General features: G+C 71.9%; 11 protein-coding genes and 1 pseudogene. 8 read left to right on the top strand and 4 right to left on the bottom strand.

The window, feature by feature from the left end; translation table 11 throughout:
- Window positions 1-19: 19 nt before the first annotated feature.
- From ACZ4TV_RS17955 to ACZ4TV_RS17935, 5 genes are all read left to right on the top strand, one after another.
- Window positions 20-934, top strand: a complete 915-nt coding sequence (locus tag ACZ4TV_RS17955; protein WP_468135623.1) for a sugar phosphate isomerase/epimerase family protein — start codon at window positions 20-22, stop codon at window positions 932-934.
- A gap of 22 nt (window positions 935-956) precedes the next feature.
- Window positions 957-1967 (top strand): Gfo/Idh/MocA family protein, encoded by a 1011-nt coding sequence (locus tag ACZ4TV_RS17950; RefSeq protein WP_468135622.1) that lies wholly within the window; start codon window positions 957-959, stop codon window positions 1965-1967.
- A gap of 255 nt (window positions 1968-2222) precedes the next feature.
- On the top strand, window positions 2223-2423 hold the full coding sequence (locus ACZ4TV_RS17945) for a helix-turn-helix transcriptional regulator (RefSeq protein ID WP_468135621.1): 201 nt from the start codon (window positions 2223-2225) through the stop codon (window positions 2421-2423).
- 147 nt (window positions 2424-2570) lie between these two features.
- Window positions 2571-2804 carry a heavy-metal-associated domain-containing protein gene (locus tag ACZ4TV_RS17940; RefSeq protein WP_468135620.1) on the top strand — a complete coding sequence of 78 codons (234 nt, stop codon included), beginning with the start codon at window positions 2571-2573 and terminating at the stop codon, window positions 2802-2804.
- A 114-nt stretch (window positions 2805-2918) separates the two neighbouring features.
- A complete protein-coding gene (locus tag ACZ4TV_RS17935; protein ID WP_468135619.1) occupies window positions 2919-5186 on the top strand; it encodes a heavy metal translocating P-type ATPase in 2268 nt (755 codons plus the stop codon).
- A gap of 398 nt (window positions 5187-5584) precedes the next feature.
- Here the strand turns inward: ACZ4TV_RS17935 and ACZ4TV_RS17930 are convergent, their stop codons facing one another.
- Entirely contained in the window at window positions 5585-6874 is a 1290-nt protein-coding gene (locus tag ACZ4TV_RS17930) for a citrate synthase (RefSeq protein ID WP_048479416.1), read from the bottom strand.
- 182 nt (window positions 6875-7056) lie between these two features.
- Window positions 7057-9312 carry an SF1B family DNA helicase RecD2 gene (gene recD2 / locus ACZ4TV_RS17925; protein WP_468135618.1) on the bottom strand — a complete coding sequence of 752 codons (2256 nt, stop codon included), beginning with the start codon at window positions 9310-9312 and terminating at the stop codon, window positions 7057-7059.
- A gap of 320 nt (window positions 9313-9632) precedes the next feature.
- On the opposite strand from recD2, the pseudogene ACZ4TV_RS17920 reads away from it, so the two are divergent.
- Window positions 9633-10145, top strand: a pseudogene (locus ACZ4TV_RS17920) (GNAT family N-acetyltransferase); the annotation flags it as partial.
- Here the strand turns inward: ACZ4TV_RS17920 and ACZ4TV_RS17915 are convergent.
- Window positions 10051-11007: an EamA family transporter gene (locus ACZ4TV_RS17915; protein WP_468135617.1), complete on the bottom strand. Its 957-nt coding sequence runs from the start codon at window positions 11005-11007 to the stop codon at window positions 10051-10053. The pseudogene ACZ4TV_RS17920 and the gene ACZ4TV_RS17915 sit on opposite strands and share 95 nt — an antisense overlap.
- Before the next feature lie 100 nt (window positions 11008-11107).
- Between ACZ4TV_RS17915 and ACZ4TV_RS17910 the strand changes: the two genes are divergently transcribed.
- Window positions 11108-12007 carry a LysR substrate-binding domain-containing protein gene (locus ACZ4TV_RS17910; RefSeq protein WP_468135616.1) on the top strand — a complete coding sequence of 300 codons (900 nt, stop codon included), beginning with the start codon at window positions 11108-11110 and terminating at the stop codon, window positions 12005-12007.
- 155 nt (window positions 12008-12162) lie between these two features.
- Window positions 12163-13968 carry a glycoside hydrolase family 3 protein gene (locus tag ACZ4TV_RS17905; RefSeq protein ID WP_468135615.1) on the top strand — a complete coding sequence of 602 codons (1806 nt, stop codon included), beginning with the start codon at window positions 12163-12165 and terminating at the stop codon, window positions 13966-13968.
- 34 nt (window positions 13969-14002) lie between these two features.
- Here the strand turns inward: ACZ4TV_RS17905 and ACZ4TV_RS17900 are convergent, their stop codons facing one another.
- The gene (locus ACZ4TV_RS17900) at window positions 14003-15436 is read right to left on the bottom strand and encodes an aminopeptidase (protein ID WP_468135614.1); all 1434 of its coding nucleotides are present in this window, start codon (window positions 15434-15436) and stop codon (window positions 14003-14005) included.
- Window positions 15437-15509: the final 73 nt, after the last annotated feature.

The raw sequence follows: 15509 nt of genomic DNA, 5'->3' as shown, positions 1-15509 counted from the left end.
CCACCCTAAGGTGGCCGCTATGACGTCCTCCCCGCCCGCGTTGACCCGTATCCGCGTCGGTTCGGCTCCGGACTCCTGGGGTGTCTGGTTTCCCGACGACCCCCGGCAGACCCCCTGGGAGCGGTTCCTCGACGAGGTGGCCGACGCCGGGTACGAGTGGATCGAGCTCGGCCCCTACGGCTACCTGCCCACCGATCCCGTGCGGCTCGCCGAGGAAACGGCCAAGCGCGGGCTGCGGGTTTCGGCCGGAACCGTCTTCACCGGACTCCATCACGGGCCCGCCGTATGGGAGGACACCTGGGAGCACGTGTCGCGGATCGCGGCGCTCACCCAGGCGATGGGCGCGGCCCATCTCGTCGTGATCCCCTCCTTCTGGCGGGACGACAGGACCGGCGAGGTGCTGGAGGACCGCACCCTCACCCCGGCCCAGTGGCGTGAACTGGCCTCGCAGACCGAGCGCCTCGGCCGGGAGGTCCAGGACCGGTACGGGCTGCGGATCGTCGTCCACCCGCACGCCGACACCCACATCGACACCCCGCAGAACGTGGCCCGCTTCCTGGACGCCACCGATCCTGGGCTCGTCTCCCTCTGCCTTGACACCGGGCACTACGCGTACTGCGGCGGCGACAGCGTCCAGGCCGTCGAGACCTTCGCCGAGCGGATCGGCTACCTCCACCTCAAGCAGGTGGACCCGCGGATCCTCGCCGAAGTCGTCGCGCGGGAGCTGCCCTTCGGGCCGGCCGTGGGCCGCGGGGTGATGTGCGAACCGCCGTCGGGGGTGCCCGCGCTGGAACCCGTACTGGCGGCGGCCCAGCGGCTCGGCGTGGACCTCTTCGCCATCGTGGAGCAGGACATGTACCCCTGTCCGCCCGACCGGCCGCTGCCGATCGCCCGCCGCACCCGCGCCTACCTGCGCTCCTGCGGCGCCCGCTGACCCTCCGGAAAGGAATCACGACATGAGCACGCTCGGCATCGCCGTCATCGGCACGGGAAAGATGGGCGCCGACCACGTGCGCCGGATCGGGCGGACCGTCGGCGGGGCCCGGGTGGTGGCCGTGGCCGATCCGGACGGCGACCGGGTCAAGGAGGTGGCGGGCGCCCTGGACGGGGCGAGCGCACACACCGACCCGGCGGCCGCGATAGCCGCGCCCGGGGTCCAGGCCGTGCTGATCGCCTCCCCCGGGCCCGCCCACGAGGAGGCGATCCTGCACGCCCTGGAGCGGGAGCTGCCGGTGCTGTGCGAGAAGCCGCTGACCCCGGACCCGGCGGGGGCGCTGCGCGTGATGGAGGCCGAACAGCGGCTGGGGCGGCGGTTGGTGCAGGTGGGATTCATGCGCCGGTACGACGCCGAGTACGAGCAGCTGAAGGAGCTGCTGGACGCGGGCGGGATCGGGCGCCCGCTCTTCCTGCACTGCCGGCACCGCAACGCCGCCTCGCCGTCCTTCTTCACCAGCGACATGCTGATCAGTGACTCCGTGGTGCACGAGGTGGACGCGGCCCGGTGGTTGCTGGGGCAGGAGATCACCGCGGTCACCGTGCTCTCCCCCAGCCCCTCCGCGGCCGCCCCGGAGGGGCTGAGCGATCCCCGGCTGGTGCTGCTGGAGACCTCCGGCGGGGCCGTCGTCGACGTGGAGATCTTCGTCAACTGCGGTTTCGGTTACCAGGTGCAGTGCGAGGCGGTCGGCGAGTCGGGCAGCGCCCGGATCGGCGACGGCCACGCGATGGTGGTGCAGTCGGCGGGCCGGTGGGGCGGTGAGATCGTCCAGGACTTCACGGTGCGCTTCGCCGATGCCTACGACCGGCAGTTGCGGCGCTGGGTCGCCGCGGCCGTGCGCGGCCGGGTGGCGGGGCCCGACGCGTGGGACGGCTACGCGGCGGCCGCCGTCTCGGAGGCGGGCCTCGCGGCCGCGCGAAGCGGCGTACGGACCCTCGTGGAACTGGCGGACCGGCCGCCCCTGTACCGCTGACACCGCTGATACCGCGGACACACCTGATACGCCTGATGCCCCTGTACCCCTGTGCCGCATCTGTCACAGGGGTCGCCCTTGTGTCACGTATATCCGCATGACGCGGGTTTTCCGTCACAGCCGGTCGACAGCCCCTCCCCTGCCCTCGCCTCGCGTCGTTCCCCGGGCACAACCCGAGTGATCGTCATGCCCACGCGCCGGATCCCCCGACGGCCTCCCGGCCGGCCCCGCGGCGTGGACAAGGAGGTGTCCCACATGAGCGACCGACAGCTGTGGTCGTACAAGGAGATCGCTGCCCATATCCGGGTCCAGGCGGACACCGTGCGCTCCTACCGGAAACACGGGCTCCTCCCGCCTCCCGACCATGTGGAGGGCGGCAAGCCCTACTGGTACGCCGAGACCGTGCGCGCATGGGTGGCGCGACGGCCCGGGAACCGGGGCCGCCGCGAGGACTGACGCGTGGAGGGGAGGGAGCGCGCGAAAGAGTGCGGCCGGTACTCGCTTTATACCCCCCAGGGGTATAGTCTCGAAGTGTCGGGAGGACGGTGGAGTCATCCGCCGCCCCTCCCGGTGCCCGGACACACCCCTGAAGAGGAGAACGACATGACCGCCGAGACGGACACCCAGACCACCACCGTCTACCGGGTGACCGGCATGACCTGCGGACACTGCGAGGGCGCGGTGGCCAACGAGATCTCCGCCCTCCCGGGCGTCAGCACGGTCAAGGCCGTCGCCGCGACCGGCGAGGTCACCGTGGTCTCCACCGCCCCGCTGGCGGACGAGGACGTCCGCGCCGCCGTGGACGAGGCCGGCTACGAGTTCGCCGGACGGGTCTGAAAACGGCACCTCCCACCTTCGGAAGCACCCCGCGGCACCCCGCGGTACCCCGCCGGGCCGTACCGGCCAGCTCATACTGGTTCCGTACGGCTCGGCCCTCCCCCTGGAGCCGGAATGACCAGCACAGTGCACGACGGACCGATAACGGCGGTCGAACTCTCGATCGGCGGGATGACCTGCGCCTCCTGCGCGGCCCGCATCGAGAAGAAGCTCAACCGGATGGACGGCGTCGAGGCCACGGTGAACTACGCCACCGAGAAGGCGCACGTCTCCTACAGCGGTGACATCCGGGTCGCGGACCTGATCGCGACCGTCGTCAAGACCGGCTACACCGCCGAGGAGCCCCCGCCGCCCGCCCCGCCCGCCCCGCTCACCCCGGCCGCCGCGGAAGAGGCGCCGGCCGAGGCCCCCGATCCGGTGCTGGCCGCGCTGCGGCAGCGGCTGCTGGTCTCCGCCGTGCTCGCGCTGCCCGTCGTGCTGCTCGCGATGGTCCCCGCCCTGCAGTTCGACAACTGGCAGTGGCTCTCGCTGACCCTCGCCGCCCCCGTGGTCGTCTGGGGCGGCCTTCCCTTCCACAAGGCGGCCTGGACCAACGCCCGGCACGGCGCCGCCACCATGGACACCCTGGTCTCGGTCGGCACGCTGGCCGCCTTCGTCTGGTCGCTGTGGGCCCTGTTCTTCGGCCACGCGGGGATGCCGGGCATGCGGCACGGCTTCGACCTCGCAGTCGCCCGCACGGACGGCTCCTCCGCCATCTACCTGGAGGTCGCGGCGGGCGTCGTCTCCTTCATCCTGCTCGGCCGCTACCTGGAGGCCCGCTCCAAGCGGAAGGCGGGCGCGGCCCTCAAGGCCCTCATGGAACTGGGTGCCAAGGACGTCGTCGTGCTGCGCGCGGGCAAGGAGGTCCGCATCCCGGTGAGCGCCCTCGCGGTCGGCGACCGGTTCGTCGTCCGGCCCGGCGAGAAGATCGCCACGGACGGCACGGTCGTCGAGGGCAGCTCCGCCGTGGACGCCTCCATGCTGACCGGCGAGTCCGTACCGGTCGAGGTCGGCGTCGGCGACTCGGTCACCGGCGCCACCGTCAACGCCTCCGGGCGCCTGGTCGTCGAGGCCACCCGGGTCGGCGCCGACACCCAGCTCGCCCGGATGGCCCGGCTGGTGGAGGACGCGCAGAACGGCAAGGCCGAGGTGCAGCGCCTCGCCGACCGGATCTCCGGGATCTTCGTGCCCGTCGTGCTGGTGCTCGCCCTCGGCACCTGGGTGAGCTGGCTGCTGATCACCGACGACCCCGCCGCCGCCTTCACGGCCGCCGTCGCCGTCCTGATCATCGCCTGCCCGTGCGCCCTGGGCCTCGCCACGCCGACCGCGCTGATGGTCGGCACCGGGCGCGGCGCACAGCTCGGCATCCTGATCAAGGGTCCCGAGGTGCTGGAATCCACCCGCCGCGTGGACACCGTCGTCCTGGACAAGACCGGCACCGTCACCACCGGCCGGATGAGCCTGGCCGCCGTGCACCCCGCCGAGGGCGTGGACGAGAAGCAGCTGCTGCGGCTCGCGGGGTCCCTGGAGCACGCCTCCGAGCACCCGATCGCCCGGGCCATCGCCACGGGCGCCGCCGAGGCCGCGGGCCCGCTGCCGGTGCCACAGGGCTTCGAGAACCTCGCCGGGCTCGGGGTCCAGGGCGTGGTCGACGGACACGCGGTCCTGGTGGGCCGCGAGCGACTGCTGGCCGAGTGGGCGATCACCCTGCCGGCCGGTCTGGCCGAGGCCAAGGCGGCCGCCGAGGCCGCGGGCGGCACCGCCGTCCTGGTGGCCTGGGACGGCGAGGCGCGCGGGGTCCTGACCGTGGCCGACGCGGTCAAGGAGACCAGCGCCGAGGCGGTCCTGCGGCTGCGGGAGCTGGGCCTCGCCCCGGTCCTGCTGACCGGCGACAACCAGGCCGTCGCCGAGACGGTGGCCCGCCAGGTGGGCATCGACGAGGTGATCGCCGAGGTGCTCCCGCAGGACAAGGTGGACGTCGTACGCCGCCTGCAGGCGCAGGGCCGTACGGTCGCCATGGTCGGCGACGGGGTCAACGACGCGGCCGCGCTGGCCCAGGCCGACCTGGGGCTGGCCATGGGCACCGGCACCGACGCGGCCATCGAGGCGGGGGACCTGACGCTCGTACGGGGCGACCTGCGGGTGGCGGCGGACGCGATCCGGCTCTCCCGCCGGACCCTGTCCACCATCAAGGGCAACCTGTTCTGGGCCTTCGGCTACAACGTGGCGGCCCTGCCGCTGGCGGCCGCCGGTCTGCTCAACCCGATGATCGCGGGAGCCGCCATGGCCTTCTCCTCGGTCTTCGTGGTGACCAACAGCCTGCGGTTGCGGTCCTTCCGGTAGTGGTTCGCCTTCGCATCCTGCCCACAGTTCCTTCACAGGAGACGCAGATCACAGTGACCACAACGTAACCATCCGGGGTCGTCACGGGTCTAATGGGGCGATGCCAGGAACGTCTTGGGGGACGTTCCACGGAAACCTTGGGGGTTTTCCGCGGCATCCGCCGGCCGGGACACGTGGCCGCGGGAGGCTTTGAGCGGCCCTCCCGACCTGAACGGGTCCCGGCACAACGACGCCCCGACTCGGGTCCCGTGGGGGGAATCCGTTTCGGGGAAAAGGGAAGCGCCCCGACCGTCGACCCGTGGGGGGATCGACGGCGGGGCGCTTCTCGTATGCCTGGGGTTACCCGCGGTGCTGCCGCACGCCGCGCGGCCGCACGCCGCGCGGCGGAGAGCCTCGGGTCAGCGGGCCTCGACGGGCACGAAGTCGCGCAGGACCTCGCCCGTGTAGATCTGGCGCGGGCGGCCGATGCGGGATCCCGGCTCCTTGATCATCTCGTGCCACTGGGCGATCCAGCCGGGGAGCCGGCCGAGCGCGAAGAGCACGGTGAACATCTCGGTCGGGAAGCCCATGGCCCGGTAGATCAGGCCGGTGTAGAAGTCCACGTTCGGGTAGAGGTTGCGCTCGACGAAGTACTCGTCGGCCAGCGCGTGCTCTTCCAGCTTGAGCGCGATGTCGAGCAGCTCGTCGCTCTTGCCGAGCGCCGAGAGGACGTCGTGCGCCGCCGCCTTGATGATCTTCGCCCGGGGGTCGAAGCTCTTGTAGACGCGGTGCCCGAAGCCCATCAGGCGGACGCCGTCTTCCTTGTTCTTCACCTTGCGGATGAAGGCGTCGACGTCGCCGCCGTCGTTCTTGATGCCCTCGAGCATCTCCAGGACCGACTGGTTGGCGCCACCGTGCAGCGGACCCCACAGGGCCGAGATGCCGGCGGAGATCGAGGCGAACATGTTCGCCTGCGAGGAGCCGACCAGACGCACGGTGGAGGTGGAGCAGTTCTGCTCGTGGTCCGCGTGCAGGATCAGCAGCTTGTCGAGCGCCGAGACCACGACCGGGTCGAGGTCGTACTCCTGGGCCGGCACGGAGAAGGTCATGCGCAGGAAGTTCTCGACGTAGCCGAGGTCGTTGCGCGGGTAGACCACCGGGTGGCCGACCGACTTCTTGTACGCGTACGCGGCGATCGTCGGGAGCTTGGCCAGCAGCCGGATCGTCGAGAGGTGGCGCTGCTTCTCGTCGAACGGGTTGTGGCTGTCCTGGTAGAACGTCGACAGCGCGCTGACCACGGAGGACAGCATCGCCATCGGGTGCGCGTCACGCGGGAAGCCGTCGTAGAAGCGCTTCACGTCCTCGTGCAGCAGCGTGTGCTGGGTGATCTCGTTGCGGAACGACGCGAGCTGGTCGACGGTCGGCAGCTCACCGTTGATCAGCAGGTACGCGACCTCGATGAAGGTCGAACGCTCGGCCAGCTGCTCGATCGGGTAGCCGCGGTAGCGCAGGATGCCCTGCTCACCGTCGAGGTAGGTAATCGCGGACTTGTAGGCCGCGGTGTTGCCGTAGCCGCTGTCCAAGGTGACGAGCCCGGTCTGGGCCCGCAGCTTCGAGATGTCGAAGCCCTGGTCACCGACGGTGCTCTCGACCACTGGGTAGGTGTATTCACCGTCCGCGTACCGGAGTACTACAGAGTTGTCGCTCACGTCATCCCTCACCGACGTAGTGCCTCTTCTTCGAGGTGCCCTGACTGCCTCTACCTTCCCCCATTTGGCGCAGGAGAGTGCACTCGGGGTCGGCCTTTGGTGCTTCTGACGGCACTGAGTGCCGCCAACCTGCTCATCCTGCCCCTCCGTGCCGGTTGCCGGAACCCCAAATGATCGATCATCTAGGTGATGTTTCCCACCGGTATCCGGCCGGACAGTCTGGGAGCGACCGCCGTGTACCTCCTGCCTGCGGAAACGGTACGCACCGCCTGCCCGAGGGCCTTGCGGGACCCGACGAGGACGACCAGTTTCTTCGCCCTGGTCACCGCCGTGTAGAGCAAGTTGCGCTGGAGCATCATCCAAGCGCCGGTGGTGACCGGGATCACCACCGCCGGATATTCACTCCCCTGGGAGCGGTGAATGGTGACGGCGTACGCGTGGGCCAGCTCGTCGAGCTCCGCGAACTCGTAGCCGATCTCCTCGTCCTCCTCCGTCCGTACCGTCAGGCGCTGTTCGTCCAGGTCGAGGCCGGTGACCACGCCGACCGTGCCGTTGAAGACGCCGTTCGCGCCCTTGTCGTAGTTGTTCCGGATCTGGGTCACCTTGTCGCCGACCCGGAAGACCCGGCCGCCGAACCGCTTCTCCGGCAGGTCCGGCCGGGCCGGCGTCATGGCCTGCTGGAGCAGCCCGTTGAGGTTCCCCGCGCCGGCCGGACCGCGGTGCATGGGCGCGAGCACCTGGACGTCCCGCCGCGGGTCGAGCCCGAACCTGGCGGGAATCCTCCGGGCCGCCACGTCCACGGCGAGCACCCCGGCCGCCTCGGTGTCCTCCTCGGGAAAGAGGAAGAAGTCCGGCAGCCCGTCCGTGATCGGCGGCAACCCGGTGTTGATCCGGTGGGCGTTGGTGACCACGCCGGACTGCTGGGCCTGGCGGAAGATCCGGGTGAGGCGGACCGCCGGCACCGGGCCGCCCTCGGCCAGCAGGTCCCGCAGCACCTCACCGGCGCCGACCGAGGGCAGCTGGTCCACATCGCCGACCAGCAGCAGGTGCGCCCCCGGCGCCACGGCCTTGACCAGCTTGTTGGCCAGCAGCAGGTCCAGCATCGAGGCCTCGTCGACCACGACCAGGTCCGCGTCCAGCGGCCGCTCCCGGTCGTACGCCGCGTCGCCGCCCGGTTTGAGCTCCAGCAGCCGGTGCACCGTAGAGGCCTCGGCCCCGGTGAGCTCGGCCAGCCGCTTCGCCGCCCTGCCGGTGGGCGCGGCCAGCACCACCTTGGCCTTCTTGGCCCGGGCCAGCTCGACGATCGAGCGTACGGTGAAGGACTTCCCGCAGCCCGGGCCGCCCGTGAGGACGGCGACCCGGCGGGTCAGCGCCAGCTTGACCGCGTCCCGCTGCTCGGGGGCGAGCGTGGCCCCCGTCCGCCCGGCGAGCCAGCCCAGGGCCCTGTCCCAGTCCACGTCCTGGAAGCCCGGCATCCGGTCGTCCTCGGCGTGCAGGAGCCGGCGCACCTGCCCCACCAGCGACAGCTCGGCCCGGTGGAAGGGCACCAGGTACACGGCGGTCAGCGGGTCCGGCCCGCCCTGCGGATCCGGCACGGACTCCCGTACGACCCCTTCCGGGTCGGCGGCGAGCTCGGCCAGGCAGTCGATCACCAGCCCGGTGTCCACCTGGAGCAGCTTGACCCCGTCGGCGATGAGCCGGTCCTCCGGCAGGAAGCAGTGCCCCTGGTCGGTGGACTGGGACAGGGCGTACTGGAGTCCGGCCTTGACCCGCTCGGGGCTGTCGTGCGGGATGCCGACGGCCTGGGCGATGCGGTCGGCGGTGAGGAAGCCGATGCCCCACACGTCGGCGGCGAGCCGGTAGGGCTGGTTCTTGACCACGGAGATGGAGGCGTCGGCGTACTTCTTGTAGATGCGCACGGCGATGGAGGTGGAGACGCCCACTCCCTGGAGGAAGACCATGACCTCCTTGATGGCCTTCTGCTCCTCCCAGGCGGCGCCGATCAGCTTCGTCCGCTTGGGGCCGAGGCCGGGCACCTCGATCAGCCGCTCGGGCTCGTCCTCGATGACGTCCAGGGTGTCGGTGCCGAAGTGGTCCACGATCCGCTCGGCGATCCTCGGGCCGATGCCCTTGATCAGGCCGGAGCCGAGGTAGCGGCGGATGCCCTGGATGGTCGCCGGGAGCACGGTCCGGTAGTTCTCCACGGTGAACTGCTTGCCGTACTGCGGGTGGGAGCCCCAGCGGCCCTCCATGCGCAGCGATTCGCCGGGCTGCGCGCCCAGCAGCGAGCCGACCACGGTGAGGAGGTCACCGCCGCCCCGTCCGGTGTCGACGCGGGCGACCGTGTAACCGCTCTCCTCGTTGGCGTAGGTGATGCGCTCGAGCACTCCCTCGACCACCGCCAGTTGCACGACCCGTGCCGCCCCGTCCGTTGCCATGACCCGAAGCTACCGGTCGGCGCCGACAGCGCGTCAGGCCTGTGGACGAGTGCGGGACAGCGCGAAGGGGGTCCCGCCTCGCGGCCGGACCCCCTCACGGTTACCCCTCCCGTGTCGGACTTCCCGATCCCCCCAGATCCCTCCCCGGAAGTGCCGACGCACCATACGACCCGCCATGGGCCCGGAGGGTTGCATCCGGAAGGGGAGATTTACGTTTCCGTTACCCAACGCCTACCAGAGGTACCGGCGAATCGGCACAGACGGAGCGTTTCAGTAGCCCGTTCGAGGGCCCGCGGCCCCACAGCCGCCCCTAGAGTTGGCCCATGGCTGAAAGCGTGCGGCTGCGGGACCCGGAGCCCGGGGACCTGGGGTGGATCGTGCAGCGCCACGGCGCGCTGTACGCCGCCGAGTACGGCTGGAACGCGGAGTTCGAGGGGCTGGTGGCCCGGATCGTCGCGGACTTCGCCCTGGACCACGACCCGTACCTCGAACGGGTGTGGGTCGCCGAGCTGGACGGCCGCCCCGTCGGCTCGGTGATGTGCGTACGGGAGGACGGCGCGCCCGGCACCGCCCGGCTGCGGCTGCTCCTGGTCGAGCCGGAGGGGCGCGGCCGCGGCGTCGGCACCCTGTTGGTCGACACGGTCGTCGCCTTCGCCCGCTCCGTCGGCTACCGCGAACTGGTGCTGTGGACCAACGACGTGCTGACGGAGGCCCGCGAGCTCTACCTGCGGGCCGGGTTCACCCTGATCGCGGAGCGGCCGCACCGCTCGTACGGAGTGAGCCTGACGGGGCAGGACTGGCGGCTCCCGCTCCAGGAGGACCGGCCGCGCTGAGCGCGGCCCGCGAGGGGGCCAGCGAGGTCAGCGCCACGCCGCCGACGAGCAGGACGGCCGCCAGCCAGCGCGGTCCCGAGACGGACTCCCCGAGGACCAGGGCCGCCGAGGACATCCCGAAGACCGGGACGAGCAGCGAGAACGGCGCCACCGAGGAGGCCGGGTAGCGGCGCAGCAGGTAGCCCCAGGCGCCGAAGCCGAAGACGGTGGACACCCAGGCGACGTAGCCGATGACGGCCGCCCCGGACCAGTCCAGGGCCCGCAGCGCGGCCAGGTCCCGCTCGGGGCCCTCCAGCAGCAGCGAGAGCGCGAGCAGCGGCAGCACCGGGACGGTGCACACCCAGACCATGAAGTTCAGGGCGTCGGGCGGAGCGGCCTTGCGGGTCAGGACGTTGGAGACGCCCCAGCAGGCGGCGGCCGCCACGACCAGGGTGAAGCCGAGCACCGGCCCGGAGGTCCCCCCGTCGGCGGCGGCGACCGCGATCCCGGCGAGCGCCACGGCCATGCCGAGCAGGCGCACCCGGCCCGGCCGCTCGCGCAGGACGACCGCGGCGAGGACGGCGGTGAAGACGGCCTGGACCTGCAGGACGAGGGAGGACAGCCCAGCGGGCATGCCGGCGTCCATGCCGGTGAAGAGCAGCCCGAACTTGGCGATGCCGAGGGCGGCTCCGACGCCGAGGATCCACTTCCAGGAGACCTTGGGGGGCCCGACGAAGAACACGGCGGGCAGGGCGGCGACGAGGAAGCGCAGGGCGGACAGGAGCAGCGGCGGAAAGTGGTCGAGTCCGATCTCGATGACGACGAAGTTGAAGCCCCAGACGGCGGCGACGAGCACGGCGAGTGTGGTGTGCAGGGGACGCATGGTCCGAGCATCGGCGCTCCCATCGTGTAGCACCAGCGCGGATCTCTTCCGGGACGGATGAAGCGTTGCTTACGCGTGTGGGTGATGCCACGATGGAGGCATGCTCGATCTCGCCCGGCTGCGCGCCCTGCACGCCGTCTCCGTCCACGGGTCGGTCGCCGGCGCGGCGGCCGCCCTCGGCTACACCCCCTCCGCGGTCTCGCAGCAGATCTCCAAGCTGGAGCGGGAGACCCGCACCACGCTGCTGGAGCGCCGCGGGCGCGGGGTCGCCCTCACCGAGGAGGCCCGGCATCTGGCCGATACGGCCCAGGAGTTGATGGCGATCGTGGAGCGCGCCGAGACCACCCTGGAGGAGCGCCGCGGGCAGCCGAGCGGACTGCTGACGGTGGCCGCGTTCGCCTCGGCGGCGCGCGGGCTGCTGCCGGGGGTGCTGGCCGATCTGGCCCGCCGGCATCCGGCGCTGGACGTACGCCTCACGGAGGTGGACCCGCACCTGTCGGTGGACCTGGTGGCCCGCGGCGTCACCGATCTGGCGGTGGCCCACGACTGGGACATCGCCCCGCTCCCCGCGCCCGAGGGGATCGAGCAGGCGGTGATCGGGGACGACCTCTGCGACCTGGTGGTGCCCTCCGGGCACGCGTTCACCACGCGTGAGGTCATCCGGCGCTCCGACCTCGGCGGCCAGCGCTGGGTGTGCCAGCCGCCCGGGCGGGTCTGCCACGACTGGCTGATGCGGACCCTGCGCACCGCCGGTTTCGAGCCGGACATCGCACACGTCGCGGAGGAGAACCACACCATCGTCGCCCTGGTCGCTGCCGGGCTCGGGGTGGCCGTCGTCCCCCGGCTGGGCACCGGCGACCTGCCGTCCGGGGCGGTGGCCGTTCCCCTGGAGCCGGGCCCCGTACGCCGGTTGTACGCCCTGTGGCGGACCGGGGCCGCGCGCCGCCCCGCCATCACCGAGGCCGTGCGGACCCTCCAGGAGCACTGGGCGGCCGGTTAGGACCCCGAACCCCGGCCGGTGCCTACGGGGACGGGTGTGCCGGAGCCTTCCGCCGGCAGGCCTTCGCACGCGATATCGCCGCAACCGGTGGTACTTGCCCAACACGCCCCGCAACGACCGGTCCGGACCGGACGGCAGCCGGTAGGGTCCGGCGCGTGCCGTACCAAGCCTCCCGCCGGTCCTTGCTCGCCGCGGCCGCCCTGGTCGCCGTCACGGCCGCGGGGGCCGCGACCGCCGCGGTGGGAACCCGCCACACCCCCGACGACCCGCGCTCCGCCGAGGGGCCGGGCCGCCGTCCCGACCGGGCGCGGCTGCGCCGCCTCGTGGACGGGATGAGCCTCGCCGAGAAGGTCGGGCAGCTCTTCGTCTCGCGGGCGTACGGGCATTCCGCGACCGAACCCGACCCGGCGGACGCCGAGAAGAACCTGGCGCTGTTCGGCGTGCGCACCGCCGCCGAGCTGGTCTCCCGCTACCACCTCGGCGGGGTCGTCTACTTCTCCTGGGCCCACAACACCCGTACCCCGCACCAGATCGCAGCGCTCTCGGTCGGCCTCCAGCAGGCCGCCCTCACCACCGGCGCCCGGATCCCGCTGCTGCTCTCCACCGACCAGGAGCACGGCGCCGTCGCCCGGATCGGCCGGCCCGCGACCCTGTTCCCGGGGGCGATGGCGCTCGGTGCGGCCGGTTCCACCGCCGACGCCCGGCGGGCCGCGCGCATCGCGGGCTCCGAGCTGGCCGCCATGGGCATCCGGCAGGACTACGCGCCGGTGGCCGACGTCAACGTCAATCCGGCCAATCCGGTGATCGGCGTACGGTCCTTCGGCTCGGACCCGCACGCCGTGGCGACGCTGGTCGCCGCGCAGGTCCGCGGCTACCAGAGCGCCGGGGTGGCCGCCACCGCCAAGCACTTCCCCGGCCACGGGGACACGGAGACCGACAGCCATGTCGGCCTGCCGGTGATGCGGCACACCCGCGCCGCCTGGGAGGAGTGGGACGAGCCGCCCTTCCGGGCCGCGGTGGAGGCGGGTGTGGACGCGATCATGACGGCGCACATCGTCTTCCCCGCGCTCGACCCCTCGGGGGACCCGGCGACCCTCTCCCGGCCGATCGTCACCGGCCTGCTGCGCGAACGCCTCGGTTACCAGGGGGTGGTGGTGACCGACGCCCTCGACATGGCCGGGGTCCGCCAGAAGTACGGGGACGACCGCGTCCCCGTCCTGGCCCTGCGGGCGGGCTGCGACCAGCTGCTGAACCCGCCGGACCTGCGGCTCGCGCACCGCAGTGTGCTGGCGGCCGTCGAGGCGGGCGAGCTGACGCGGGAGCGGATCGAGGAGTCGGTGCTGCGGATCCTGGAACTGAAGTCCCGCCGGGGGCTGTTCGACGAGGCGTACACCACAGCCGCGGAGGTCGACGCCACGGTCGGCATCCGCGAGCACCTCGACGCCGCCGACCAGATCGCGGCGGCCACCACGACCCTGCTGGCCAATCCCCGCGGGCTGGTGCCGATCGACGCGACGGCCGGGCCCCGGCTGCTGGTCACCGGCACGGACCAGGCCTCCCCCACGGGTACCACCGGTCCCCCGACCGCCGTACTGGCCCGGGAGCTGACCGCCCTGGGCTGCCGGGCCACGGCGGTGCCCCCGGCCCGCGCGGTCGCCGCGGCGGCCGGTCACGCGGCAGTGCTGGTGTGCACGTACAACGTGCCGGAGGAGGACGGTCCGCAGCGCACGCTGGTGGCGGACCTGATCGCGTCCGACGTCCCGGTGATCCTGGTGGCGGTCCGCAACCCGTACGACCCGGCCCGGCTGCCGGCCTGCGCGGCCGAGCTGGCGACGTACTCCTGGACGGACGTGGAGATGCGGGCGGCGGCCCGGGTGCTCACCGGGGCGGTGCGGCCCGCCGGCCGCCTCCCGGTCCCGGTCCCGGGCCGCTACCCGCTGGGCCACGGGCTGACCTCCTAGAGGTGTCAGCCCGCGGCCGGGGCGTACGGACCGGCTACGGCCGCAGCTGGGCCTCGCGCTCCAGGTCCTGCTGGTCGAGCTGCGCGTCCGGCGCCGCCAGCGGCGTCGTCCGCGCCGTGCCGAACAGGTTGGCGGCCGGAGCCACCCCGGCCCACTGGAGGATCTTCGCGGTCGCGAGGGCCCTCTCGCCGTCCAGGAGCTTGGCGACGTTCGCCCCGTGGTTGGCGCCCGGGGCGGTCATCACGTGGCTGTCGCGCACCCCGTACCCGAGGCGGAACGGCTCGGCGCCCCACGGGTCGTTCTGCCCGTACACGAAGAGCATCTGGTGGGCGTTGTTGCGGACCCAGGTGTCCACGTCCCGCATGGCCGCCGGCTGGAAGGTCATGGGGATGTCGCGGGGCACGAAATTGCGCGGGGGCTGGTAGCCGTAGCGGCTCAGGCCGTCCAGGTGCGGCTGCTTGATGTCCGGGGAGCCGAGCTGGGTACCCGCCTGGTAGTAGTACGGGGTGTACGTCTGCAGGCCCTGGTCGGCGTAGGCCGAGAAGCCGGAGATCGCGTCGATCGTGTCCCAGATCTCCTGGTCGGAGGCGGTGGCGGCCATGGGGACGGAGGCGCAGTCGGCGAGCAGGCTGTACTGCCAGAAGGCCCACACGTAGTCGAGCACGACGGCCTCGTAGGCCTTGTCGAGGTTGCCGACGGTGGTGAAGGTCCAGCCGTTCTCGGCCGCGGCCGCCGCGTACTTGGCCTCCAGCGGCTCGCGGCGGACGAGCGCCTCGCGCTGCACCGCGTTCAGCTTGTCGCGGCACTCCTTGGTGCCGACCTTGGCGAAGAACCGGTCGTAGGCCGAGTCCTCGTTGTTGACGACGTCGTTGGGGGCGACGTACGCGACGACGCCGTCCATGTCGCGCGGGTAGAACCGCTCGTAGTACGTGGCCGTCATCCCGCCCTTGCTGCCGCCCGTGGACAGCCAGTTCTTGGGGTAGATCTTCTTCAGGGCGGTGAAGATGCGGTGCTGGTCACTGGCGGCCTGCCAGATGTCCAGGTGGGCCCAGTTGGCCGGGTCGGGCCGGGAGGGCGTGAAGAATCGATACTCCATGGAGACCTGGTTGCCGTCGATGATGGTCGTCGGCTCGCTGCGGCGCGGGTTGGTGTTGACGTTGTAGCCGGAGGTGAAGAACACCGACGGCCGCGAGACGTCCTTGTGCAGCAGGGTCAGGCGCTGCTTGAAGGTGCCCTTCCACGGCTGCCGGTGGTCGACCGGCTGCTCGTAGTTCAGTACGAAGAAGCGGTAGCCGGGGTACGGCTTCTCCTCGATCAGGCTCATCCCGGGAATGCCGAGGATCTGGTCCTTGATGTCCGTGGCGGCTGTCGGCTCCGCGGCTGTGGCCGCTTGCGCCGTGGAGCCGGCCGCACCCATGGTGCCGATGAGCACCACGAGCGACAGCAGCCATCCGAGCGTCTTGCGCATTCGCCCTCCCCTTGAGTTCACTTCGGTCGCCGTGAACCTAGCGGGGCCAATGCGCCGCTGAACAGACCTAGTT

This window comes from Streptomyces sp. NPDC028910, from assembly GCF_055564955.1.
The sequence above is the reverse complement of the archived record's forward strand: the minus strand, read 5'-3'. Positions and strand labels throughout refer to the sequence as shown.